Annotated in this window: 22 protein-coding genes; 10 read left to right on the forward strand and 12 right to left on the reverse strand. The window is 72.5% G+C overall.

Features of this window, described 5'->3' with window-relative positions:
- Positions 1-33: 33 nt before the first annotated feature.
- Positions 34-510: a hypothetical protein gene (locus ACEYYH_RS16705; RefSeq protein WP_374975433.1), complete on the forward strand. Its 477-nt coding sequence runs from the start codon at positions 34-36 to the stop codon at positions 508-510.
- Positions 511-695: 185 nt separating this feature from the next.
- Here ACEYYH_RS16705 and ACEYYH_RS16710 read toward each other — a convergent pair whose 3' ends face one another.
- From ACEYYH_RS16710 to ACEYYH_RS16730, 5 genes are all read right to left on the reverse strand, one after another.
- The gene (locus ACEYYH_RS16710; RefSeq protein WP_374975434.1) at positions 696-1,790 is read right to left on the reverse strand and encodes an alpha/beta hydrolase; all 1,095 of its coding nucleotides are present in this window, start codon (positions 1,788-1,790) and stop codon (positions 696-698) included.
- A gap of 33 nt (positions 1,791-1,823) precedes the next feature.
- On the reverse strand, positions 1,824-3,206 hold the full coding sequence (locus ACEYYH_RS16715; RefSeq protein WP_374975435.1) for an FAD-dependent oxidoreductase: 1,383 nt from the start codon (positions 3,204-3,206) through the stop codon (positions 1,824-1,826).
- Positions 3,207-3,280: 74 nt separating this feature from the next.
- Positions 3,281-4,336, reverse strand: a complete 1,056-nt coding sequence (locus tag ACEYYH_RS16720) for a polyprenyl synthetase family protein (protein WP_374975436.1) — start codon at positions 4,334-4,336, stop codon at positions 3,281-3,283.
- Positions 4,337-4,391: 55 nt separating this feature from the next.
- A complete protein-coding gene (locus tag ACEYYH_RS16725) occupies positions 4,392-5,132 on the reverse strand; it encodes a demethylmenaquinone methyltransferase (protein WP_374975437.1) in 741 nt (246 codons plus the stop codon).
- A 10-nt stretch (positions 5,133-5,142) separates the two neighbouring features.
- The gene (locus ACEYYH_RS16730) at positions 5,143-5,781 is read right to left on the reverse strand and encodes a DUF402 domain-containing protein (protein WP_374975438.1); all 639 of its coding nucleotides are present in this window, start codon (positions 5,779-5,781) and stop codon (positions 5,143-5,145) included.
- Between the two features lie 92 nt (positions 5,782-5,873).
- On the opposite strand from ACEYYH_RS16730, the gene ACEYYH_RS16735 reads away from it, so the two are divergent.
- From ACEYYH_RS16735 to ACEYYH_RS16750, 4 genes are read left to right on the forward strand one after another with little or no spacing between them, the layout of a single operon-like run.
- Positions 5,874-7,631: a S8 family serine peptidase gene (locus tag ACEYYH_RS16735; protein WP_374975439.1), complete on the forward strand. Its 1,758-nt coding sequence runs from the start codon at positions 5,874-5,876 to the stop codon at positions 7,629-7,631.
- Positions 7,628-8,695 (forward strand): phosphotransferase family protein, encoded by a 1,068-nt coding sequence (locus ACEYYH_RS16740; RefSeq protein WP_374975440.1) that lies wholly within the window; start codon positions 7,628-7,630, stop codon positions 8,693-8,695. The genes ACEYYH_RS16735 and ACEYYH_RS16740 overlap by 4 nt, the downstream gene beginning before the upstream one ends.
- Positions 8,680-9,681, forward strand: a complete 1,002-nt coding sequence (locus tag ACEYYH_RS16745) for a T3SS effector HopA1 family protein (RefSeq protein ID WP_374975441.1) — start codon at positions 8,680-8,682, stop codon at positions 9,679-9,681. Before ACEYYH_RS16740 ends, ACEYYH_RS16745 begins: the two co-directional genes overlap by 16 nt.
- A complete protein-coding gene (locus tag ACEYYH_RS16750) occupies positions 9,678-10,988 on the forward strand; it encodes a lanthionine synthetase LanC family protein (RefSeq protein ID WP_374975442.1) in 1,311 nt (436 codons plus the stop codon). The genes ACEYYH_RS16745 and ACEYYH_RS16750 overlap by 4 nt, the downstream gene beginning before the upstream one ends.
- A 1-nt stretch (position 10,989) precedes the next feature.
- On the opposite strand, the gene ACEYYH_RS16755 is transcribed toward ACEYYH_RS16750, so the two are convergent.
- Positions 10,990-11,298: a hypothetical protein gene (locus tag ACEYYH_RS16755; protein ID WP_374975443.1), complete on the reverse strand. Its 309-nt coding sequence runs from the start codon at positions 11,296-11,298 to the stop codon at positions 10,990-10,992.
- Between the two features lie 86 nt (positions 11,299-11,384).
- Between ACEYYH_RS16755 and ACEYYH_RS16760 the strand changes: the two genes are divergently transcribed.
- The gene (locus tag ACEYYH_RS16760) at positions 11,385-12,683 is read left to right on the forward strand and encodes an isochorismate synthase MenF (protein WP_374975444.1); all 1,299 of its coding nucleotides are present in this window, start codon (positions 11,385-11,387) and stop codon (positions 12,681-12,683) included.
- A gap of 46 nt (positions 12,684-12,729) precedes the next feature.
- Here ACEYYH_RS16760 and ACEYYH_RS16765 read toward each other — a convergent pair whose 3' ends face one another.
- The 3 genes from ACEYYH_RS16765 to ACEYYH_RS16775 are packed head-to-tail and all read right to left on the reverse strand — an operon-like array spanning position 12,730 to position 15,940.
- Positions 12,730-13,593, reverse strand: coding sequence for a PPK2 family polyphosphate kinase (locus ACEYYH_RS16765; RefSeq protein ID WP_374975445.1), 864 nt, complete (start codon positions 13,591-13,593; stop codon positions 12,730-12,732).
- A 27-nt stretch (positions 13,594-13,620) separates the two neighbouring features.
- Positions 13,621-15,444: a 2-succinyl-5-enolpyruvyl-6-hydroxy-3-cyclohexene-1-carboxylic-acid synthase gene (gene menD / locus ACEYYH_RS16770; protein ID WP_374975446.1), complete on the reverse strand. Its 1,824-nt coding sequence runs from the start codon at positions 15,442-15,444 to the stop codon at positions 13,621-13,623.
- 1 nt (position 15,445) lies between these two features.
- Positions 15,446-15,940, reverse strand: a complete 495-nt coding sequence (locus ACEYYH_RS16775; protein ID WP_374975447.1) for a PLDc N-terminal domain-containing protein — start codon at positions 15,938-15,940, stop codon at positions 15,446-15,448.
- 101 nt (positions 15,941-16,041) lie between these two features.
- Between ACEYYH_RS16775 and ACEYYH_RS16780 the strand changes: the two genes are divergently transcribed.
- On the forward strand, positions 16,042-16,350 hold the full coding sequence (locus ACEYYH_RS16780) for a DUF4229 domain-containing protein (RefSeq protein ID WP_374975448.1): 309 nt from the start codon (positions 16,042-16,044) through the stop codon (positions 16,348-16,350).
- Between the two features lie 736 nt (positions 16,351-17,086).
- Here ACEYYH_RS16780 and ACEYYH_RS16785 read toward each other — a convergent pair.
- Entirely contained in the window at positions 17,087-18,070 is a 984-nt protein-coding gene (locus tag ACEYYH_RS16785) for a 1,4-dihydroxy-2-naphthoate polyprenyltransferase (RefSeq protein ID WP_374975449.1), read from the reverse strand.
- 89 nt (positions 18,071-18,159) lie between these two features.
- On the opposite strand from ACEYYH_RS16785, the gene ACEYYH_RS16790 reads away from it, so the two are divergent.
- Complete coding sequence (locus ACEYYH_RS16790; RefSeq protein ID WP_374975450.1) at positions 18,160-18,543, forward strand: VOC family protein; 384 nt, start codon at positions 18,160-18,162, stop codon at positions 18,541-18,543.
- An 18-nt stretch (positions 18,544-18,561) separates the two neighbouring features.
- Here the strand turns inward: ACEYYH_RS16790 and ACEYYH_RS16795 are convergent, their stop codons facing one another.
- Both ACEYYH_RS16795 and ACEYYH_RS16800 read right to left on the reverse strand, forming a co-directional pair.
- Positions 18,562-19,716: an AMP-binding protein gene (locus tag ACEYYH_RS16795; RefSeq protein WP_374975451.1), complete on the reverse strand. Its 1,155-nt coding sequence runs from the start codon at positions 19,714-19,716 to the stop codon at positions 18,562-18,564.
- A gap of 91 nt (positions 19,717-19,807) precedes the next feature.
- Entirely contained in the window at positions 19,808-20,722 is a 915-nt protein-coding gene (locus ACEYYH_RS16800; protein ID WP_374975452.1) for a 1,4-dihydroxy-2-naphthoyl-CoA synthase, read from the reverse strand.
- Positions 20,723-20,798: 76 nt separating this feature from the next.
- Between ACEYYH_RS16800 and ACEYYH_RS16805 the strand changes: the two genes are divergently transcribed.
- Together ACEYYH_RS16805 and ACEYYH_RS16810 are read left to right on the forward strand one after the other, a co-directional pair.
- Positions 20,799-21,344, forward strand: coding sequence for a hypothetical protein (locus ACEYYH_RS16805; protein WP_374975453.1), 546 nt, complete (start codon positions 20,799-20,801; stop codon positions 21,342-21,344).
- A gap of 1 nt (position 21,345) precedes the next feature.
- Positions 21,346-24,249, forward strand: coding sequence for an ATP-binding cassette domain-containing protein (locus tag ACEYYH_RS16810; protein ID WP_374975454.1), 2,904 nt, complete (start codon positions 21,346-21,348; stop codon positions 24,247-24,249).
- Positions 24,250-24,270: the final 21 nt, after the last annotated feature.

Raw genomic sequence — 24,270 nt, forward strand, 5'->3', positions numbered from 1 at the left:
GGTCGCGGTGGAATCCGACCCTACACTCGGGCCATGCGCTTCCTCCGGGCCGTGTTCTCGGCCGTCGTCGCGACGCTGCCGGTCCTGGTCGTCCTGCTCGTCCCCTCGCTCGTGCGCAGCGACGTCGACGGGGGCTCGGCCGTCGGGGTCGGCACCGCGATCCTCAACGCCGCGTTCATCGCGGCGATCATCCTCATCCCGAAGGTGAACGGGTGGCTCGACCCTGAGGTGCCGGACTGGACGTCGTCGACCGCGATGGCCGTGACCGGCCGGGTGTGGCGCAGCCGCATCTGGCTCGCGCTGCTCGCCGTGCTGGCGCTGCTGGCGATCCTCGCCGCCGGGCAGACGGCGGCGTTCCTGATGGGTCAGAGCTCCCCCGCGGTCGTCGACGGGGTGCTCGACTACAGCCGCTTCCTCGCTCAGGAGCTCGTGGTGTACCTCGTCGGGTACGTGCTGTCGCTCACCACGTACGTACTCCTCTTCCGTGTCTTCGCCCGCACGGCTGAGTGAGCGGACGGGCCGCCTGAGCCGCAGCCTGCACCTCGCGCCAACGATAAGAGGCCCCGGGTGCTGGGGACACCCGGGGCCTGTCGTCGTCTGCTCTCGCATCACCAACCCCCCGGTTAGCGGCGCGTGACGACGGATGGGAAGGATTCTTGGGGAGGGCCTTCCCTGAGATGCTGGGGACATCTCCCCTACAGCTTAACCCGACTGTCTACAAGAGCGGTGTCCCCTCTTCGGGGGACATTTTCGTCCGGGACGACATACGCGCGAGCCCATCGGTCGAGAGCATCGTATGCGATCGCGCGAGCGGCAGGGCGCGAGAGGAAGACGTCGTGGATGGCGCCGTCGACCCGGGCGATCGTGACGAGCTCCCCGATCCTGGTGGACGCCCGGGCGATGTCGTCGACCACGAGCACGGAGTCCGTCGACGTCATGGACTCCTTCCACGACAGCGGCGTCGTCGATCCGGCCGACAGCAGCACCATCGCCGGGCAGCCGACGTCGACGCCGGCTGCCACGCGGCGGTGCCCCTCCATCACGGCCGACAGCCACCCCGGAGCGGTCGGAAATCCGCGTTCCGGCCGCCAGAGCGCACGGTGCGCGTCCTGCGGCAGCGTGCCGATCTCATCCTGTGCCCGCGTGTAGTACCCGAAGTCCACGGCGGGCTGTGCGCCGCGCGGATCCAGCCTCGCCCGCATGTCGACGAGCGGCGCCAGCGCCTGCCTGCCGAGGGTACCCAGCTGAAGCTCGAGCCAGGGGCTGTTGAGCACGACCGCGTGCGCGCGGCCGGGGTGTCGCGCGGCCCACAGGGTGAGCGTGAGGCCGCCGGTCGAGTGACCCATGAGGACCAGCTTGCGACCTCGGGAACGCGAGTCCGGTTCGCCCGACCCAGATCGTCCGGCCGGGTACGGCGCGTGCCCCATCGCCCGCAGCGCCGCCGCGATGTCGACGTCGTAGTCCTCGAGGGAGTCGATGTACCCGGGCGTCTCCCCGTCGCGCAGGCTCCGGCCGTAGCGGCGCAGGTCGAGCGCGTAGAACCGCGCGCCGCGCGCCGTCCAGAAGCGCGCGAGGTCGCGCTGGAAGAAGTAGTCCGACCAGCCGTGCACATAGAGCACATCGACGTCGCGCAGCGGCGCGAACAGCGTCGTCAGGAACGGATTCGGGATGCTGCGCACCAGCGTGGCGACGAGCGGCCCCTGCTCGCCGTCCACGCCGAGCGGCAGCGTCAGCTGCTCGAACGGCTTCCCGAGGATGTCGGGGACCCACGTGAGGGATGGCCCGGCCATGCCGCTCAGCCTAAGGGCGGCGTTTCGACAGGCTCAACGAGCGGGGGTGCCGCGGGAGATCGTCACCATCTCGTCGCGCGGCACGACCTTGATGCGCGCCCGCTCGTGGGGTGCGCCCAGCGCCATCTCGTGCTCGTCGAGGCGGTGCCAGCCGTCGAGGTCGGTCCAGGCCACGCCACGCTCGGCGAGGAGAGCCGGGATGGCGGCCTCCGACGGGTCGGCCGGCTGCCACCAGGTGCCCTGGTCGTTGATGAGGTGACGGACCGTCTCCATCGCGTCGGACTTGGTGTGGCCGATGAGGCCCACCGGTCCGCGCTTGATCCAGCCGGTGGCGTAGACGCCGTTGACGCGCTGGTTGGAGTCCTTGCTCAGCACCTGGCCCTCGCGATTGGGGATGACCCCGTGCCGGTCGTCGAACGGCACGCCGTCCAGCGGCGATCCGAAGTAGCCGACGGCCCGGTACAGCGCCTGGATCGGCACCTCGCGCAGCTCGCCGGTGCCGACGACCCCGCCCTCCCCGTCGGGACGGGTGCGCTCGTAGACGAGTGCGGACACGCGGCCGTCAGCATCCGTCTTCACTTCCAGCGGCTTGGCGTAGAAGTGCAGGTGCAGGCGGCGCGACGCCGTGCCGCCGTTGTTGTTGACCGAGTCGCGCGTGCGCCACGACTGCAGCACGCGGTCGATCACCATGACCTGCTTGTTGCTCGCGATGGCGGCGCGGGCCGCGTCGTCGTAGTCGAAGTCCTCGTCGTAGACGACCATGTCGACGTCGCGCAGCTCGCCGAGCTCGCGAAGCTCGAGGGGGGTGAACTTGACGTTCGCGGGACCGCGACGGCCGAAGACGTGCACGTCGGTCACGTTCGAGGCGGCCAGACCCTGGTGCACGTTGTCGGGGATCTCGGTCGGCAGCAGGTCCTCGGCGTGCTTGGCCAGCATGCGCGACACATCGAGTGCGACGTTGCCGTTGCCGATGACGGCGACGGATGCTGCGTCCAGCGGCCATTCCCGCGGCACATCCGGGTGCCCGTCGAACCAGCTCACGAAGTCGGCCGCGCCGTAGGATCCGACGGCGTCGATGCCGGGGATGTCGAGGTCCGTGTCGCGGATCGCGCCGGTGGCGAAGATGACCGCGTTGTAGTGGTGCTTGAGGTCGTCGAGGGTGATGTCCTCGCCGAAGCGCACGTTGCCGAAGAGGCGGATGTCGCCGCGGTCGAGCACCTCGCGCAGGGCCGTGATGATGCCCTTGATGCGAGGGTGGTCGGGGGCGACGCCGTAGCGGACCAGGCCGTAGGGGGCGGGCAGCTGCTCGAACAGGTCGATCGACACGTCGAACTTGCGCTCGGCCTTGAGCAGGATGTCGGCGGCGTAGATGCCCGCCGGTCCTGCGCCGACGATCGCCAGCCGGAGCTTGGTCATGGTGGTCCTTTCGGATTCCGGACTCGCCTCGGCCCCGGTCGTCGAACGAGCGAGGGAGACGAAACGTGTGAGGTCTAGCTGGAGCGGTCGGCGACGGCCTGGGCGAACCGGGTGAGGGCTTCCCGCACCGGGCCATCCGGCAGCGGCGCGAGCGCCTCGATCGCCTCGGTCGACCACGCATTGGCGAGGTCGAGGGTCGCCTGCGTGGCCTCGTGGTCGCGCAGCTGCGCGAGCGGCTCATCGAGGATCGCGGGGTCGGCGCCGTCGGCGATGCGCGCCACACCGTCGTCGATGCGTTCGCGCAGCTCGAGGGACGCAGCATCCGTCCGCTGTCCGAGCACGAGGTACGGCATCGTCGGAACGCCCGCGCGGAGGTCGGTGCCGGGAACCTTGCCGGTCTCGTCGGGGTCGGCCGACAGGTCGATGACGTCGTCGAGCAGCTGGAACGCGACACCGGCCTTCTCGCCGAACGTCACCATCGGCTGCTCGAACTCCGTGGGCCCGTTCGAGAAGACGATGCCCGACTGCGCGGCGGCCGCGATGAGCGAGCCCGTCTTGTCGGAGAGCACCTGCAGGTAGAACGCGACACGGTCGTCGCCGTCCTGTGGCCCGACGGTCTCGTGCATCTGCCCGAGCACGAGCCGCTCGAACGTGTCGGCCTGGAGCTGGATCGCCTCGTCGCCGTGACGCGCCATGATCTGGCTCGCCCGCGAGAACAGCAGGTCGCCCGTGAGGATCGCGATGCTGTTGCCCCACACGGCGTGCGCACTGGGGACGCCGCGGCGCTTGTCGGCGGCATCCATCACGTCGTCGTGGTACAGCGATCCGAGATGCGTCATCTCGAGTGCCGTCGCGGCGTCGATCACCTCGTCCGTCGCGCCGTCGCCGAGCTGGGCGGTCAGCAGCGCCAGCATCGGGCGGATCCGCTTGCCACCGGCGTCGTAGAGGTAGCGGCTCGTCACGTTGGCCAGCGTGTCTGCCACCCGCAGCTCACGCTCGAGGGCGCTGTCGACGCGCTTGAGCCCCGCCTCGACGGTCTTGAGCAGGCCGCGCGATCGCGCGCCCGCGAAGATGCGGTCGGTGAGGCCCAGCTTGCCCGCGATATGCGAGCCCGGCGCTGTCGGTGTCACGCGTCCAGCCTACCGGGGGCGCGTTTCGTCGCGGTCCGCCGCCCGTCGATGGCCGCTAGGCCTGGGGTTTCGTGGCGCGGTGCAGCGCGACGATGCCCATCGAGAGGTTGCGGTGCGCGACATCCGTCCATCCGGCCTGACGGATCCATGCCGAGAGCGTGCGCTGGTCGGGCCAGTCGCGGATCGACTCGTTCAGGTAGTCGTAGGCCTCGGCGTTCGAGCTCACGGTCTTCGCGACGACCGGCAGCACGCGGTCGTTGTAGAAGCGATACAGGCCGTTGAACGCCTTCGACGGCGGGTGCGAGAACTCGCACACGACGAGTCGGCCGCCGGGCTTCGTGACGCGCAGCAGCTCGCTCAGCGCCTTCTTGGGCTCGTGGACGTTGCGCAGCCCGAACGACATCGTGACCGTGTCGAACTCGTGGTCGCCGAAGGGCAGGGCGGTGGCGTCGGCCTGCACGAAGGACAGATTCCGGATGCTGCGGTGCCGGCGCTCACCCTCGGCGATCATGCCGGGCGAGAAGTCGGCGGCGACGACCGTGGCGCCCCGGCCCGCGAGCGCGACGCTGGAGGCGCCCGTGCCCGCGGCGAGGTCGAGGATGCGCTGGCCCGGCCGGGGGTCGACCGCGCGCGTCGTCGCCGCACGCCAGAACCGGTCGTTGCCCATGCTCAGCACGGTGTTGGTGCGGTCGTAGCCGGCCGCGACCTGGTCGAACATGCCGCTCACGCGCGACGGGTCCTTGTGGAGGTCGGCGCGGTTCGGCTCGTGATCGGAGGGGTGGGATTGGGATGCCACGGCTTCGAGTCTAGGCGGCGGTTCCGCCCGTGCCGGGGCCGGCGTCGCTCGCGCTCGCGAACGAGACCGGTGGCGGCGGCGCCACTCCGTCGTAGGAGGCGAGACGGCTGAGCCACCCGTTCGGGGTCGCATCGTCGAACGGCGCCTCCGCCGCCGCGACGCGTCGCTCGAGATCGACGGCGAGCGCCTCGAGCCGGTCGACGAGGTCGAGCGGGTAGCCATAGGCGACCCGATGCTCGTCCCATTCATCGCGGTCGTCGATGAACAGCCCGCGCCCGTCGATCGCCTTCACGACGTCGAGGTCCATGTCGATGCCGCGCGGCTCGCGCCGGTCCCAGCGGATGTCCCACGCGACGTCGATGTAGATGCGCACTCGTCGCGGGGCGCCGTGCACGGTCATCGCGTAGTCGCCGCTCGGCGGGATGAGCGTGACGTTGGGACCGTCTGCGAGGAACTCGAGCCCCGGGCGGACGTTCCGCCAGCCGGAGGGCTGGCCGACCCAGTCGCCCCAGCGGTCGCTGCCCAGGTAGATGCAGTCGTTGACCCAGTGCGGCCCGCCGTCCCACTTGCGCCAGCGGAACTGGAGCGGGGCTCCGGGCACGGGGCGGTCGGAATTCAGGTTGCCTGGGCGCTGCGTCGGGGTCGGCACCCGGCCCAGTGTAGGGCTGTATCAGCCCCTTCCCGCCACCCCTCCTCCACGGTGGCCGCAACCTCGCGGCCCTTGACGAGAGAAGTTCGAAAATGGCTGCAACATCCGGCGGCTCGTCGCGAAAGCGCACGCCCGCTCCTCGGGCGGAACTTGGTGCGTCCGCTCCGCTTTACATCGACGGCGACGACGTCATCCCCGGCGAGGTCATCATCACGCTCAGATCCGACGCCGCCGACGTGATGACGGCATCGGTGCCCATCCATCCCGGCGGTCTCGGCCTGTCGCTCGCCGACGCGCTCGGGGTGTCGGGGGTCGACGCCGTGCTCGCCCGCCTGGGTGCGCACGACATCACGCGCCTCGCCCCGCCGTCGCAGGGCATCGCGCGCTCCGTCATGGCGCTGGACGGCGTGCCCGAACCCGAGGAGTCGATCCTCGGCCGGTCGTTCCGCGTGCGCATCGACACGCAGATCGCCCCCGACAAGGCGGCGGCCGAGCTCGCCGGACTCGACGAGGTCGAGATCGCCGAGCCCAACCGGTGGCGGGAGGCCAGCGTCATCCCGAACGACCCGCAGTTCGCGGCGCAGTGGGGGCTCACGAAGATCAACGCCCCCGACGCATGGGATGTCACGAAGGGGTCCGCGAGCGTCGTCGTGGCGGTCATCGACTCGGGCGTGGATCTCGATCACCCCGAGCTGGCGCCGCTGCTCGTCCCGGGATTCGACATGGTCGACCTGGGTCCGAACCCGACGCCGAACCCGGGGTGGCGCTTCGAAGGCGACTTCGCCGGGCGCGACCCCATCCCCGAGGACGAGGTGGGCCACGGCACGCACGTCGCGGGCACCATCGCCGCCGTGTCGAACAACGCGGTCGGCGTCGCGGGCGTCGGCTGGGAGACGCGGATCATGCCGATCAAGGCCCTCACCAGGGTCGTGCGGATCAGCGACGGCCGCGTGAGCGGCACGGGCTCGTCCGCCGACGTCGCGGCGGCCATCCGGTACGCGGCCGACAACGGCGCCCATGTCATCAACATGAGCCTCGGCAGCCCGTCGTCGACCTCTGTCGAGGCGAGTGCGGTGGCATACGCGGTGAGCAAGGGCGTGGTCGTCGTGGCCGCGATGGGCAACGACGGCAGCTCGTCACCGAGCTTCCCTGCGGCTTATCCCGACGTCATCGCGGTCGCCGCGATCCAGTCGAACGAGTCGCGCGCGGCGTTCTCGCAGACCGGACCGCACATCGACATCTCGGGGCCGGGCGTGGGCATCCTGTCGACGTACCTCGCCGGCGGCCTCGCGACGCTGTCGGGCACGTCGATGGCCACCCCGCACGTCGCGGGTGTCGCGGCGCTCGTCAAGGCGGTCAAGCCGAGCCTGACGTCGGCCGAGGTCGGCGACATCCTCCGCTCGACGGCGAAGCCGCTCCGCGACGTCGCGAGCGACCCCGTGCCGAACGACCGGTACGGCTGGGGACTCGTCGACGCCAGTGCGGCGGTGCTGAAGGCGCGGGGACCGATCGTCCTCAAGCCGACGATCACGGTCAAGCTGCGGACTCCGGTGGTGGCGTGCCTGCCCAAGACGATCAGCCTGCCGGAGTGCGGGACGATCAAGACGGTCATCCCGCTGCAGTGCAAGGTGATCAAATCGGTCCAGATCGCCTGCCCCGTGACGCCGACGATCACCAAGAAGACGACGACGATCGTGACAGGACCCGGACCGCAGCCCGGCGGCGCCGACCCGTTCGGCGTCGAGCAGGGCGGTTACGAGGCCGGCTTCGCGGCCGGCTATGCCGCAGCGATCGAGGAGCTCCAGTCCGGCGGCGGCGACGCCTACGGCGAGGGGCTGTTCGACGAGTGATCGCCGACGCGACCATGGTGCGGACGGATGCGGGCACCACCCCGCATCCGTCCGTCAGCGCTCTGCGCGCGGTGGGGCTGCTCGGTCCCACTGAGCTGCTGCGCGCCGAGCCGACCGACCTGTCCCGCGCCCACGGCGTGTGGGCCGTGCACCTTCCCGACGATCGCCGCGTGGTCGTGAAGTCCGGCGTGTTCACCGCAACCGACACGGGAACGACGGGCGCTGCGCAGGAAGGCCTCGGCGCGGAGCTGTTCGTCCAGCGCATGGCACGGTGGTGCCTCCCTCTGCAGGCGGCGATCCCGTCGTCCGCGGCCGTCGACGAGGAGCACGGCATCCTCGTCGTGGAGGATCTCGGGGCGGGGCATCCGGCGTCTCTCGCCCTCGTCTCCGACACGATCGGCGATCCCGACGCCTTCTTCCGTCTTCTCGGCGCCCGCGTGGGCGCCGTGCATCGCGCGACCGCCGGGCTGCCGCTGCCGCCGGCGCGTCCGCCCCTCGTGCTCCACGTGCTGCGCCCCGGCGAACGCACGGACGCCGCGACGGTCGGCCTCGACCTCGCCGAGGCGACGCGCGCGCTCATCGCACTCCTCCGTGCGCAGCCGGCCCTGATGGCCGCCGCCGCGCGCCTGCGCACACCGGCCGGGCGTGCGCTCGTGCACCACGACCTCAAGTGGGACAACGTCGCGGTCGCGCCCGGCCCGTCCCCCGTCCTCGTCGACTGGGAGCTCGCGGGGGCCGGCGACCCCGCATGGGACCTTGGATGCCTCGTCGCCGAGCATCTCCTGCGCGACGCGTCGACCGCGGTCGGGTTGCCGTCGCCGGGCGGCGCCCTCGTGCGAGGCTACGGCGAGGCTGCGCGGATCTCGTCGCGCGCGGCGGGCCTCTTCGCAGAGCGGGTGGCGCTGGCCTCGGTGCTGCGCCTCGCGCAGTTCGCGCTCGAGGTCGCCGAGCGGAGCGAGGGCGGCGACGAGGAGCAGGCGCACGGGGTCGTCGCGCTCGCGATCGCACGCCAGGACCACCTCGCCGTTCTCACGGAGGAGCTGCGCTCATGCCTCGCACGATGACCTCGGAGGCCTCGGCTGAAGCGTCCGCCTCGCGCGGCGAGCGCACCGCCGCGGCGACGCTGCGCGAGCTGGGCCGGGCGCTCGCGCTCGTCGAGGACTCGGACGAAGCGCGCGCACTGCGCGCGGACGCCCCGACCGGAGTCGAGATCGAGAGTCCGCTCGCGGAGTGGCTCTATGCGAACTGGTGGACCGGTCAGCCACGCGACGCGGTCGCTCCACCGGCGCGCGCCCTCGTCGCTCCGCCGATGTTCCCCCGCATCGGCCTGTTGGAGACGATGCGACGCCGCACTGCGGGCACCTCGGCGGCCTGGATCGTGCTCGCCGTGAGCGACGCGACGGTCACGGTCGTCGCATCCCAGCCTCCCTCCTCCGCCCCGCCCGGCCACCTCCGCATCGCGACGGATCGCATCGTCTCGTCCTCGCGACCGGGCTGCACCCCGGCGCCGGGCGACCTCGTGACGATCGCCCGCGGATCGTCGGGATGGGACCAGGCGTCGGGATGGTGGTGGGCGCACTCCGGCGAAGGCGTGCCCGACGGCCCGCTCGACCGCTGGTACGCGCACGCCCGCTCCCCCGAGGACTCCGCGGCCCTGCTGCCCCCGCTGATGGGCGCGTTCGCGGACGCCGGGAGCGCGTTCTCCCTCAAGTGCCTGCCGACGCCCGCCGGCTACGGCCGCCCCGACGTGCTCGTCGTCTACACGCCGCGAGCCGCCCGCGCCCGCGTGGCCGCGAGCGTCCGCCGCCGGGCCCGCGACATCGCACCGTACGTGGAGGCGTCGTTTCCGCCGACCACGCGTCGCGTCGCAGCGGGCATCGGGATGTCGGAGGACCCCGCCGACGGCACCAGCTTCGGTCAGCAGCGAACCGCACAGGTCGCCGCGATCGCCGCCCTCATCACGGACACGGATGCTGCGCCCCACCGTCTGCGCACGGCCGCGAGCACCGTCGGCCTCGATGTGACGCGCCCCTGGAAGGCACGACCATGACCGCCGTCCAGCTGGACTCTCGTACCCCGGCGACGGCGGTCCGGTCGCCCGCCGAGCTGGGAGCGGCGGCCGTCACCCTCGCCCGCCGTCTCGCCGCCGACGTCGTCGTCGACGGCCGCGGGGCGCCCCAGTGGATGGGTGACGAGATCGACCTGGCTGCGGGCGCTGACGGGTCCGCCCTGAGAACCGGCTCCGTCGACGACGGCCTCCTCACCGGACGGGCGGGCATCGCCCTCGCCCTCGCCGCGGCCGCGCGGCACGCGGGCGACGAGTCCCTTGCGCAGCTCGCGCAGGCGACGCTCGCCGACGTGCTGGACTCCCGCCGCACCGTCCGGCGCGGGCAGCTGGGCTGGCAGAGCGGCGACCTGGGGATCGCGATCGCCGCTGAACGGATCGCGGATCTGCTGGGCCGACCGGACCTCGCGGGCCGGGGCCGCGGGCTCGCAGCCCGCGCGGTCGCGGCGCTCGCGACCGCGGACGACTCGTGGCTCCCCGGGTACGCGGACCTTCTCGACGGCGCGGCGGGCCATCTGCTCGCCGTGCTGGCGGCTGCGCTGCCGCTGAGCGCGGAGCCGCACCGCGCGGCGGCGGCCGAGCGCCTCGTGTGCGACCTGCGGAACCGAGCCGTCGTCGACGTCTGCGGCGCACGGTGGCCGATGGCCGACGGCGATCGCGCCGTCACCGGCCTCGCGCACGGCTCGTCGGGAATCGGGCTGGCGCTGCTGGCCGCCCACGCAGCGGGCATCTCGGCTGCGGATCGCACGCTCACCGACGCCGCGTGGACCTGGGAAGACGCGGGCTATGGCGCCGAGGACGGCGGTTGGTACGACCTGCGCCTCGACGAGCCGATGATCGGCCTCGCCTGGTGCCATGGGGCTCCGGGGATCGGGATCGCGGCGGCGCTCCGCTCCCGCATCGGCGAGGTCGATCGGGCCGGAACCGAGGAGACGTACCTCCGGGCGCTGTGCTCGATCGAGCGCGCGCGGCGCGAGCTCCCCGACGATCCGGGCGACGACGCCACCCTCTGCCACGGTCGCTCGGGCGTCGTCGAGCTGCACCTGGCCGGGGCCGAGGCGGCGTGGTCCACCGATGCCGCCGCCCGCGAGGAGCACCGGCGCGCGGCGCGGTACGAGGCATCCGTCATCGCTTCGGGAATCGAGGCCGACGGCACCGCAAGGTGGCGCCACGGCGTGCGGGAAGGCCGGTCGCCGGCGGTCCTCGACGGCACCGCGGGCGTCGTGCTGACGCTGCTGCGCTGCGCCGGTCCTCTGGCGAGCGTCGCGCACCCGCCGCTGCGGCTGCGCTGACTCAGCGTCCGTCGTCGGCGGGCCGCTCTTCGGGCAGGTCCTCGGCGGGCATGAGACCGATGTCGCGCTGCTCCGCGTCGGCTTCTCCCCCGAAGCCGACCCACGCGTCGGGCTCGGCGACCCTCACCCCGGACACCGCCTGCGCACGGTCGGCATAGTCGGCGACCGACTCGTCGACCGTGGCGATGAACACGTCGGGCAGCTCGGGCGCGGGCGCCGCGACCGACTCGGCGCCGGCGTCGCGCAGGCCTGCCTCGACCGCGCCCTGGTCGGCATCGGGGTCGACGGTGATCAGGTAGCGCACGCTCACGGGGCCATCCTCACCCGGCGTCGCGACGGGCACAAGGGCGGCCGCGACCGGCGCCCACGCCGGATGGGCGAGTCTAGGCTGGAGTCGTGACATCTTCGCGCCGTCCGCCTGAGCTGGTGGTCGAGACCCGCGAGATCGAGCACGTCGACGACCTCCTCGCCTACGCCTCTCCCGACGAGCCTCTCGCCTGGCTGCGCCGCGGCGACGGCATCGTCGGCATCGGCTCGGCCGGCGGCTACGTGCGCGATCCCCGCGCCGTGGTCGGGATCGATCCGGCGACCCTGCCGTCGCCCGCCGATCAGTGGCGGCACCTCGCGGCCGCCGCAGAGGTCGACGACCCGGTGGGCCTGCCGGGCACCGGCCTCGTCGCGTTCGGCACCCTCGTCTTCGACGAGCGGTCGTCGGCGACGAGCCTCCTCACCATCCCCCAGGCGGTCATCGGCCGGCACCACGGGCGATCGTGGGTCACGCGCATCCGCCAGAGGTACGTCGATCGCCCCGACCCGGCGGTCGAGCCCACGCCGTACGGTCCGTATTGGTCGGCCACGCTCGGCCCGGGCACGCTCAACCCCGCCGGCTATCAGGCCGCGGTGCGCGAGGCGGTCGACGCGATCGTGCGCGGCGAGCTCGAGAAGGTCGTGCTGGCGCGCGACCTCGTCGGCACGATCCCCGCCGGCGCCGACCTGCGCCGACTCGTCCGCGCCCTCGCCGACGACTACCCCGACACGTGGACCTTCGCGGTCGACGGCCTCATCGGCGCGAGCCCCGAGACGCTGGTGACCGCCTCTCGCGGCGTGGTGACCGCACGAGTGCTCGCCGGGACGATCCCGCGCGGAACCGACGCACACGACGACACCGAGGCATCCACCGCCCTCGCGCACAGCACGAAGGACCTCGACGAGCACCGGTACGCCGTGCAGAGCGTGCTCGCGACGCTGGGCCCGCACGTCAGCCACCTGCGCGCCGACCCCGAGCCGTTCACGCTGAAGCTCCCGAACCTGTGGCACCTCGCGACCGACGTCGCGGGCGACCTCGCCGACCACGCGTCGGCCCTCGACCTGGTCGCGGCACTGCACCCCACCGCGGCGGTCGCGGGGACACCCACGGATGCTGCGCTCGACCTGATCCGCCGGCTCGAGCCATTCGACCGTGGCCGCTACGCGGGCCCGGTGGGCTGGGTCGACGGCGACGGCAACGGCGAGTGGGCCATCGCCCTGCGCTGCGCGCAGATCGGCGCGCCGCCGCCGCGCGACGACGCGACCCACAGCGCGACGATCCCGGTCGTCGCCCACGCGGGCGCCGGCATCGTCGCGCAGAGCAACCCCGACAAGGAGCTGCTCGAGACCCGGGTCAAGTTCCGCCCCATCGTCGACGCGCTCGCCTGAGCCGCGCCCCGACGACCGGACGGATCGGCAGGGGGGTCGCCGGGGATCAGGTGGCGGCGAGGCGCCGCTTCTCGACGTCGACGTCGAACGTCGCCTTCGGCCACTGCGGGTCGATGTCCTCGAGTGCCTCCAGCAGCAGATTCTGGACGGCGAGGCGGCCGTACCACTTGTGGTCGGCGGGCACGACGAACCAGGGCGCGTGCGTGGTCGACGTGCGCTCGAACACGGTCTGGTACGCCGCCATGTACTGCGGCCACAGCTCGCGCTCGTCGACGTCGGTCGGGTTGTACTTCCAGTGCTTGTCGAGGCGGTTGAGCCGCCGCATCAGCCGCTTCTTCTGCTCGTCCGGCGAGATGTGGAGCATGACCTTGACCACCCTCGTGCCGGAATCGGTCAGCTGACGCTCGAAGTCGTTGATGGCCGCGTAGCGACGCTCGATCTCCTGCTCGGGGGCGAGGCGCCTGACCCGGCCGATGAGCACGTCCTCGTAGTGCGAGCGGTCGAAGACGCCGATCATGCCCGAGACGGGAAGCCGCTGCTTGACCCGCCACAGGAAGTCGTGCTTCAGCTCTTCCTCCGTGGGCTTCTTGAACGCCGACAGCACGATGCCCTGCGGGTCGACGGAGCCCACCACGTGACGGATGATGCCGCCCTTGCCGGCGGAGTCCATCGCCTGCAGCACCAGCAGCACGGAGGCGTTCGTGGCGTCGACGCGGCTGCGGGCGTAGAGACGCTCCTGATACTCGTCGAGCTCGTCGGCACCCGCTTGCAGGTCCTCGGCCGCGTGCGCCTTGTCCTTCTCATATCCCGGCGTCGAGCGGGTGTCGACGTCGGCGAGGACGAAGCCCTCGCCCACGCGGAGGAGATCGGCGACGTCGCCGCTCCAGTGCTTCTGACTCGAGGCGATCATGGAGCCATCATGGCGGATGCCGCAGGGTCAGCGCTCGAGCGGAACCTCGATGAGCTGCCGCCCGCCGACGGGCGACGTGAGCGCCTGGTCGAGGGCCGTGCGCGTCGTCACGCGGCGGTACTCCCAGCCGAACGCGAGCGCCAGCTGCTCGAGGCGCACGGTGTGCGGGGTCAGCAGCACCCGATCCATGACGTCGGCGCCCGCGACGGCCGCCACCTCGAGTCCGTCGAAGATCGTGCCGCCGCCGTCGTTGCCCACGATGAGCTGGATGCGCGGCTCGTCCTCCTGCGGTGGCAGCAGCATCGCTCCGGCGTCGTGCAGCAGCGCGAGGTCGCCCAGGATCACGCGCGTGACGCCCGCGCCTCCGCCGGACTGGCTCGCCAGCGCGACGCCGGTCGCCGTCGCGATCGTGCCGTCGATGCCGGCGAGCCCGCGGTTGGCGTGCACCGGCACCTTCTTGCCCGCAAGCACCTGGTCGGCGACGCGCACGAGCCGCGACGAGCCGAACACCAGGCGATCGTGGGGCCACGTCGCGCGCCACACGGCGTCGACGAGCGCGGCACGGTCGACGGGCGCGCGGATCACACCGAGCTCCGCCGCGATCGCACCGAGCCGCTCCCCCGGCACCGCCGACGACAGGCCGTCGGCGTCGGGAGCCGGCGGAGTGAGGTCGACGGATGCTGCGCGCGAAGCCTGCAGCCACTCCCCGAGCCACTCGCGATCGGGGTCGCCGGTCGCGACGGCGACGCTGTCGGCCGCGATCGTCGCGCCGTTGAGGTTGAGCGGCTCGCCCGGACCCCGGACCGCGATGACCTCGATGCCGGGGTCGGAGAGCAGCGCTGCCGTCTCGCGGGCGAGGGTCGGATGCCCCAGTACCACCACGCGTTCGATGCGGCCGCCGAGCTGCGGGTCACGCAGCAGCGCGCGGTACCCGTGAACGAGGTGCCGACCGAAGCGCGCACCGCTCACGATCTCGGCGATGAGCGGCCAGGTGCCCACGTGGGCGAGCTCCTCGGCGTCGGGGCCGGCGTCGGCACCCGCCAGCACGATGGTGCGTGGGCCGCGCTCGAGCACGAGCGGCGCTTCTTCGGGCTCGGCCGGGAGGTCGGCCTCGCCGATGCCGCCACCGCCCTGATAGAGCGCACCGGATGCGTCGTCCTCGGCGTCGACCGCCACAGGGGGCCCGTCGGGGTCGTCGACGATCGCCGTGTCGAGCTCGGCGGCGGGCACGCCCATCCACACGGGGAGGGAGCCCGACAGCGGCTCGCGGTACGGCAGGTTCAGGTGCACGGGACCCGGCGATCGCGTGCCTGCGCCGAGCGCGGCGGCGACCGCATCCTCGGCGAGCAGCCGCAGCATCGCGCTCTGCTCATGCGTGCCGTCGGGGTCGTGGGCCTCGGGCACCGGCACGTCGGCCTCGAGCCGCACCGTAGGCGCGAACATGCCGGGCTGGCGCGTCGTCTGGTTCGCGCCGACGCCGCGCAGCTCCGGCGGGCGGTCGGCGGTGAGCAGCAGCAGCGGCACGCCGGCGTGATGGGCCTCGAGTGCGGCGGGCAGCAGGTTCGCGACCGCGGTGCCCGACGTGCAGACGACGGCCGCCGGCATCCCGGTCTCTCGTCCGATGCCGAGGGCGGTGAAGCCCGCGACGCGTTCGTCGATGCGCACGTGCAGGCGGATGGCGCCGCGCCGTTCGAGTTCAGCGGCGACCAGGGCGAGAGCCTGCGAGCGCGAGCCCGGGCTCAGCACGACGTGGCGCACCCCCAGCTCGACGAGGCGGCTCAGCAGCGCCGCGGCGGCGTCGGTCGCGGGCGCGGGCGCGAGCACGCCCCCGGCGCTGTCGGAGTCGGTCACGTCAGCCGATGGCTCCGCGCTGACCGCGGGCGTCGTCGTCGCCGTCCGCGGGGCGGATCGGCGGCTTCGGCTGCGGCGGGGTGCCCGGCGTCGCGGTGCCGCCCGCGGCGGCGGCGCTGCCGGGTGCGGTGGCGTCGTCGGATGCCGCGGGCTCGGTCGGCGGGTTGTAGCGCGGGTCGTCGCCCTCGGCGTCGAGCTGCGCGAGCTCCTCCTCGAGGCGGCGGATGCGCTCGTCCTGGTCGCTGATCGTGCCGATGCGGCCGAGGAACTCGGGGTCGTCGTCGGGGGCGCGACGCGAGGCGACGGACGACGCACGCCCGCGGCCGACGATGAGCCAGAGAAGGCCGCCGAGGACGGGCAGCAGGACGACGATGAGGATCCAGACGGGCTTGCTCACGCCACGGTGGCGGGTCGGGGGCTGGACCGCGCAATCGACGATGGTGAAGACCCAGAACGCGGTCGCCACCAGGGCCAGAATCAACAGCACCCGAGGCATCTTCCCATCCTAGGCGGGCGGGGCCGCAAGTGGGCGGTCGCAGGCGCTCCGTGACGCAACCGTCGCCGAAGCCCCCTCGCCACGGAACGTAGGATGGATGGGTGAAAGCGCGCTCTGCCATCGTCTATTCGGTGCTGCGGCTGCTGGCATTCCTCGTGCCGTTCGGCATCCTGATGCTGTTCCCGATCATGCGCGAGTACTACTGGCTCGCCGCCATCTTCGCCGCCCTCATCGGGCTCAGCCTCTCCGTGCTGTTCCTCCGCAAGCCCCTCGACGACGTCACCTCGGGCCTCGCCGAACGCCGTGCCCAGGCGCGCGCCGCCGCGAGCGACGAGGAGGCGGAGGATGCCGCGGCCGACGCCGCCGCCCCCGCGACGCCCGACGGCGAAGCGCCGGGCACCCGCGGCTGACGCGATCTCGCAGACCCGAGGCGTTTCGACGTCGGGCGCCAGAGCGCGCTCCGCTCAACGACCGGGATTCGGACTACTTTCCCGCTGCTTCCCGATCGTTGAGCGAGCGAGGAACCCGTTCGTCGCACAACCACGGGTGCCCGGCCCTTCCCCGGTCGTTGAGCGAGCGAGGAACGAGCGAGTCGAAACGCCACGAGCGCGGCGCACGACCACGAGTGCCGGCCCTTCCCCGGTCGTTGAGCGAGCTTGCGAGTCGAAACGCCACGAGCGCGGCGCACGACCACGAGTGCCCGGCCCCTTCCCCGATCGTTGAGCGAGCTTGCGAGTCAAACGCCACGAGCGCGGCGCACAACCACGAGTGCCCGGCCCTTCCCCGGTCGTTGAGCGAGCTTGCGAGTCAAACGCCACGAGCGCGGCGCACAACCACGAGTGCCCGGCCCCTTCCCCGATCGTTGAGCGAGCTTGCGAGTCAAACGCCACGAGCGCGGCGCACAACCACGGGTGCCCGGCCCTTCCCCGGTCGTTGAGCGAGCGAGGAACGAGCGAGTCGAAACGCCACGAGCGCGGCGCACGACCACGAGTGCCGGCCCTTCCCCGGTCGTTGAGCGAGCTTGCGAGTCGAAACGCCACGAGCGCGGCGCACAACCACGAGTGCCCGGCCCTTCCCCGGTCGTTGAGCGAGCTTGCGAGTCGAAACGCCACGAGCGCGGCGCACAACCTAGGGGCGCAGCATCCGTCAGCCGATGAAGGCCCACATCAGGAAGGCGCCGTAGGCGACCGACGTCAGCGACGTGAGGCCGAGGGCGACGACGAGTTCGCGGGGGTCGCGGTACGTCCACACGATGAGGATCGCCGGCGCGCCGGCCAGGAGCGCCAGCAGCGTCAGCCACGCGATCGGGTAGCCGATCCACGCGAGGAACGCGGCGATGGCGAATGCCACCAGCACGAACACCGTGAACAGCCAGCGCGTGGCGGTGCGGCCGATGAGCACGGTGAGCGTCCGCTTGTGCGCGGCGCGGTCCTGGTCGATGTCGCGGAGGTTGTTGGCGAGCAGCACCGCGCACGCGATGAGGCCGACGCCGACGGCGCCGAACCACGCCTCCTGCGGCAGCACGAACGCCTGCACCCAGGTGGTTCCGAGCGTCGCGACCAAGCCGAAGAACACGAAGACGAAGAGCTCGCCGAGGCCGTAGTAGCCGTACGGGCGCTTGCCGCCGGTGTAGAACCACGCGGCGACGATGCAGACGGCCCCCACCGCGATGAGCCACCACTGCTGTGTGCGGATGGTGATCGCAAGGCCCGCGAGCGCGGCGATCGCGAAGAACGCCAGCGCGACCATGAGCACGGTGCGCGGCTTCACCCTGCGGCTCGCCGTGAGGCGGGCCGGCCCCACGCGGAAGTCGTCGGTGCCGCGGATGCCATCGCTGTAGTCGTTGGCGTAGTTGACGCCGATCTGCAGCGACACCGACACGATGAGGCAGAAGAGCGCGATCACCCAGTGGAAGACGTCGACCACGAGGATCGCAGCGCCCGTGCCGACGAGGATCGGCGTGATCGCGAGCGGCAGCGTGCGCAGGCGCGCGGCGCCGATCCAGTCGCGCGCCGTGGGCTTCTCGACGTGCGCGGGGTCTCGCGAGACGTGCGCCTTCTGCGGGTTCCCGCGAGACTGCTGCTTCTTGCGTCCGGCGCTGGCGCGCTTCTTGCTGGGGGTTCCTGCCACGAATGCACATCATAGGGGCCGAGACGATGAGCCACGCGCATCGGTCAACCCCCTGACGGATGTCGGCGCCGAGGGCGAGGATGAAGCCCATGCTGAGCATCGGGTCCATCGTCCTCACCGTGGAAGACATCGGTCGCGCCGGCGACTTCTGGCGCGCCGCCCTCGGTTACGTCAACCGCAAGGAGCCCTCCGACGACTGGGTGATCCTCGATCCGCCGGGCAAGGCCGACTGGGCGGCGCCCGGCGCGAGCCTCGCGCTGTCTGTCACCGGGTATCCGCAGCACTATCCGCCGCGCATCCACCTCGACCTGTACGCCGAGGACCAGGCGGCCGAGGTCCAGCGGCTGGTCGGCCTCGGCGCGCGCGAGGTCGATTGGCATGACTACCCCGACGACGCCGACTGGACCGTGCTCGAAGACACCGAGGGCAACCGCTTCTGCGTCGTCGGCACCGGGCCGTACCCGCCGGGCTGACTCCCGTGGCGCGCCGCGTCAGTGCAGCGACATCACCGCGCGGCGGATCGCCTCGCGGTCGGGCTTGCCCGACGGCAGCGTCGCGAGCTCGTCGACCAGCACGAGCCGGGCCGGGCGGGCGTGGGCGCCGATCTCGGCCTGCACGGCGGCGCGCGCCTCTTCGAGCTGGACCGCTTCGCTCCGGCGCAGCGCCTCGCCCCGGGAGGCGACGACCACGGATGCCTCGCCCCACCGCTCGTCGGGAACCCCGACGACGACGGCGAGAGCGAGGCCGGGGATCCCCCGCACGATCCGCTCGACGCGGTCCAGCGAGACGTTGATGCCGCCCGACACGATGACGTTGTCGAGGCGTCCGCGCACGCGCAGGACCCCGTCCTCGATGAGACCCGCGTCGCCGGTGCGGTACCACCGGGTGCCGTCGCGGTCGCGGAGGAACGCAGCATCCGTCCGCTCCTCGTCGCCGAGGTAGCCGTCCGCCAGGACGGCGCCGGAGACCTGCACCTCGCCGCGCTCGATGCGCAGCCGCACGTTGCCGAGGGCGACGCCGTCGTAGACGCATCCGCCGCTGGTCTCGGTGGAGCCGTAGGTGCGCACGATGCGGGCCCCCGCGGCCTCGGCGCGCTCGAGCGTCGCGGCGGGGAGCGCCTGACCGCCGACGAGGATCGTCTCGAAGGAGCGGAGCGCGGCGAGCACCGACGGGTCGTGCCCGGCAGCGTCGAGCAGCTTCGACAGCTGCGCCGGAACGAGCGACGTGTAGGTCGGCACGCGCTGCCCGCCCTCCGTCGACACCATCGTGAGCGCGGCGGCCGTGAATGCCTGCGGAGTGAACGCCCCCGACAGGATCGCGGGCTCTCGGCCCTGGACCAGCGAGCGCACGAGCACCTGGAGTCCCGCGACGTAGCTCGCGGGCAGTGCCAGCAGCCACGCCCCGTCGCCGATGCGGTCGGCCGTCGACATCGCGCTCGCGGTGAGCGCGTCGCGGCTGAGCACGACGCTCTTCGGGACCCCGGTGGACCCGGAGGTCGTCACGACGACCGCGGTGCCGGCCCGCACCTCACCGGGCAGCCCGCTGACGAGCCCGAGCCCGAGCGCAGGTCCGGCGCCGTGGAGCGCGCCGCGGAGTCCCCGCAGGATCTCGCGGGGATCGTCGCCGACGACGGGTACGAGCTTCACGCGGGCACCAACTCCTCCAGAACCTGCCGGCGCGGGCGGCTTCGCCGCACTCGCGGGCCCAGGCCACGGGATATTGAGGAGTTGGTGCTCATCAGAAGTGCCAGGGGTAGGGCGACCAGTCGGGATCGCGCTTCTCGAGGAACGAGTCGCGGCCCTCGACCGCCTCGTCGGTGCCGTAGGCGAGGCGCGTGGCCTCCCCGGCGAAGACCTGCTGCCCGACTAAGCCGTCGTCGACGGCGTTGAACGCGAACTTGAGCATGCGGATCGCGGTGGGCGACTTGGTGAGGATCGTGCGGGCCATCGCCACGGCCTCGCGCTCGAGGTCGGCGTGGGGCACGACCCGGTTGACGGCGCCCATCTCGTAGGCGCGCTGCGCCGAGTACTCCTCGGCGAGGAAGAAGACCTCGCGGGCGAACTTCTGCCCGATCTGCCGGGCGAAGTAGGCCGAGCCGTAGCCGGCGTCGAACGAGCCCACGTCGGCATCGGTCTGCTTGAACCGGCCGTGCTCGGCGGAGGCGATCGACAGGTCGCACACGACGTGCAGCGAGTGCCCGCCGCCCGCAGCCCAGCCGGGGATCACGGCGATGACGACCTTGGGCATGAACCGGATCAGCCGCTGCACCTCGAGGATGTGCAGCCGGCCCGCGCGGGCCTGCGCGTCGGCGGGGACGGCCGCCTCGTCCTCGGAGTACTTGTAGCCGTCGCGGCCGCGGATGCGCTGATCGCCGCCCGAGCAGAACGCCCAGCCGCCGTCCTTCGGGCTCGGTCCGTTGCCCGTGAGCAGCACGACGCCGACGCGCGGGTCCTGGCGGGCGATGTCGAGGGCGCGGTAGAACTCGTCGACGGTGTGCGGCCGGAAGGCGTTGCGCACCTCCGGCCGGTCGAACGCGATGCGCGCGATGCGGCCGTCCTTCGAGACGTGGGCGGTGATGTCGGTGTAGCCGCCGTCCGGCTGGCCGGGGGCCCGCTGCCACTCGCTGTCGTCGAAGAGTTCCGAAACGCTCACCCGGCCAGCCTACGGTGGGCTCCGCGCGAGCGTCATGTGCAACCGGACACCCGGGGCCTGGGCCTAGCCTGGATCGGTGACTTCGACTCTTCGCGCCGTGGCGGCTGCCGCGGCATCCGCTGCCCTGCTGTTCGCCCTCGCCGCCTGCGCGTCCGACGCGCCGGAGGCTGCGCCCACGGCCTCCGAGACGCAGGCCGTGCAGGTCGGAGACGAGGCGTGCGCGGACGACGCCGGCATCACGGTGGCCGTCGACGCGTCGGCCCTCGAGGAGGACAGCAAGGCGTGGTGCATCGACACCGACGAGACGCTCGCCGCCGCTGACGCGCTGACACTCGTCGGCGTCGAGACCGAGGGCAACGTCGAGTTCGGCGAGGACGCCGTGTGCCGCGTGAATGGCGTGCCCGCCGAAGACCTCGCGATCCCCGCCGAGGACGGCTCGGACTACTTCGAGACGTGCGAGGCGATGTCTCCGGCGTTCGCGTACTGGTCGATGTGGGTCAAGCCTGCGGGCGGCGAGTGGGGCTACGCCCAGGAGGGCATCTCGACCCTCGAGCTCGAGCCGGGCGAGTCGCTCGAGCTGCTCTTCACCCTGAACGGAGAGCCGGCAGCGCCGACATCCTGACATGACGTTCCGACCCGGTCCCCTGCGAGCCGCGGCGATCCTCGCCGCAGGGTTCGTGGCGGCCCGGGTCGTCTACCGCATCCTCTTCCACGGCGCCGACGGCGACGGCTTCGTCCTGCTGGACCTCCCGGCAGTGCGACTGCCGTCGCCGTTCGCGCACGTGGTGCTGCTGGGCCCCGTCACGGTCGACGGACTGTGGGATGCTGCGGCCAGCGCCCTGCCCATCGCGATGGCCATCCTGGCCTTCGGGGTGGTGAACGCCGTCGTCGACCTGCATCGGGCGTTCGCGCGGGCTTCGCGACGCGGCCCTCTTCGCGGAATCGCGCGTGCGCTCGCGATCGCCGCGGCGACCCTCCCCTCCCTGGCCGACGGCGCCCGAGCGGTGCGGTTCGCGCAGCGACTCCGCGGCGAGCGCGGCGGGGCACGGATGCTGCTGCCCCTCCTGGAGCGCACGCTCGAGCGCGCCGGGGCCGTTGCCGCGGCGCTCGAACTCCGCGGCTTCGCGGGACGCGGACTCGTCGGGGACTGCCTCGCACCCGTGGAGGCCGAGGGCGTCGAGATCGGATTCGGCGACGGCGCCGCGGGAGACGGGGCTGCGGGACGCGGCATCCGTCTGCCGTCCTCGCTCGCGCTCGAAGCCGGCACGCTCATCCTCGTGTCGGGGCCGACCGGGTCGGGCAAGTCCACCCTGCTGCGCGCCGTCTCGGGGCTGCACACGCACACCGACGGCGGCTGGATCTCCGGGTCCTTGCGGGTCGTCGGACACGACCGCGTGGCCGTGCCTCCGCGCGACCTCGCGCAGCGCGTGGGCGTGGTGCTGCAGCATCCGCTTGAGGCGTTCGCCACCGAGCGCGTGCGCGACGAGATCGGGGTCTCGCTCGAGCTGCGCGGCGTCGCGCCCGTGATCACCGCCGCGCGCGTGGCCGAGATCGCCGACCGCGTGGGGGTGACGGCACTGCTCGACCGGCCCACGCGTGGACTCTCGGCGGGAGAAGCGACACTCGTCGCGATCGCGGCGGCGATCGTGGAGCACCCGATCCTGCTGCTCATCGACGAGCCCCTCGCCGACCTCGACGCCGACGCCCGCGTGCGGGTCGCCGGGCTGCTCGATGCCCTGGCGCACGAGGCCGGGATGTGCGTCGTGGTGGCCGAGCACCGCGTCGACGCGCTCACGGCGATCGCCGACACGGTGCTGCGGATCGACCACGGGGCGGTCGCTCCCCTGGCAGCTATCCCGGGTTTGGGGCGCACGACGGACGCGTGGGGCGCACCGCGTACGCCCCGAGCGCACGGGACGCGCCCCGAACCCGAAGGAACCCGGGAGCGCGTACTCCGCGCTCGCGGAGTCACGGTGCGTCACCGCGACACCGTCGCCGTGGCCGGAGCGGAGCTCGAACTGCGGGCCGGCGAGATCGTCGCGCTCGTCGGGCCCAACGGCGCCGGCAAGTCGAGCCTCCTCGCGGCGCTCGCGCTCCCCGCGCGCGGGATGGAGATCGAGACGAGCGGACATGCGGCGCTGGTGCCCGACGCCTCGGACGACCTCTTCGTCTCCGACACCGTCGCCGCCGAATGCCGTCGAGCCGACCGCCGGGCCAGCCGCCGCGACTCGGGTGCGGCGACGGCGACTGCCGCGCGGTTCGCGGGGTTCCTGGGTCTCGATCCCGAGGGCCCGGCGTTCGCGGCGCGGCTGGCACGGCACCCGCGCGACCTCTCGGCGGGCGAACGACGCTGCCTTGCGCTGGCGATCCAGCTCGCGGGCTCCCCGCGGGTGCTCATGGTGGACGAGCCCACGCGGGGCCTCGACCCCGCCGCCCGCGACCTGGTCTGGTCGGCGCTGACCTCGCTCGCTGTGACCGGCACCGCGGTGCTGGTGGCGTCACACGAGCCCGACTTCACCGCCCGCGTCGACCGGACGCTGACGATGCGGGCGGGCGTGCTGGCCGCAGCATCCGTCTCCCTCCCCAATCGGGGTCTATCTGCGCCGGTGACGAAGCGCGCCCCGTTCGCCATTCAGGAAGAAATGCGGGAAGGTCGTCCCGCCGATGCGATTCTTGCGAACCGTCCTGAATTGCGAGCAGGCGAGCCGGCGCCCAGCTCCCGACGCCGCCTCGGCGGCCGCCTGCCGCTCCTCGCGCTCGCGGCTGCGAACCTCGTCGCGCTCGGGGCGTTCTGCTGGCCGCTCGTCGCAACCGCCGTGCCCGAGCAGGCCTACGCGGCCGTGCCGATCGCTGCCCTCGCACTCGTGCCGCTCGCCGCGCTCGTGGTGGTCGCGACGCTCGACGGCAGCGTGCGGTCGGCGCACATGCTCGCACTCCTCGGCACCCTCGCCGCGATCGGCGCAGCCGTGCGCATCGCGGGCACCGGTGTCGGAGGCGTCGAGGCCGTGTTCATCCTCCTGATCCTCGCCGGTCGCGCGTACGGCGCGAGGTTCGGAATGCTGCTCGGCATGGCGACGATCGCGCTGTCCACCCTCATCACGGGCACGTTCGGGCCATGGACGCCGTTCCAGATGTTCGCGTGCGCGTGGGTCGGTGCGATCGCCGGGCTCCTCCCCCGGCGGGTGTCCCGCCTGGGCGAGATTGCGATGCTCAGCGTCTACGGCGTCGTCGCGTCGTACGCATTCGGCCTGCTGATGAACCTGTGGTTCTGGCCGTTCGCCGTCGGCTACGGCACGGGCATCTCGTACGATGGCAGCGCGCCGCTCGACGTGAACCTCTCGAGCTTCCTGCTGTACTCGCTCGTCACCTCGACCCTCAGCTGGGACACCCTCCGCGCGATCACCACCGTCATCGGGATGGTCGTCGTGGGCCGCCCGATCCTCGCGGCACTGCGCCGCACCAAGCCACTCGCGACGCGCACGCAGCCCGTGCCCGCCCCGCGAGAGCACACTTCTGCCCTATCGTGAGGGTCACGTGCCCGGAGGAGC

The sequence above is a fragment of the Microbacterium trichothecenolyticum genome, assembly GCF_041938625.1.
Lineage (GTDB): Bacteria > Actinomycetota > Actinomycetes > Actinomycetales > Microbacteriaceae > Microbacterium > Microbacterium trichothecenolyticum_D.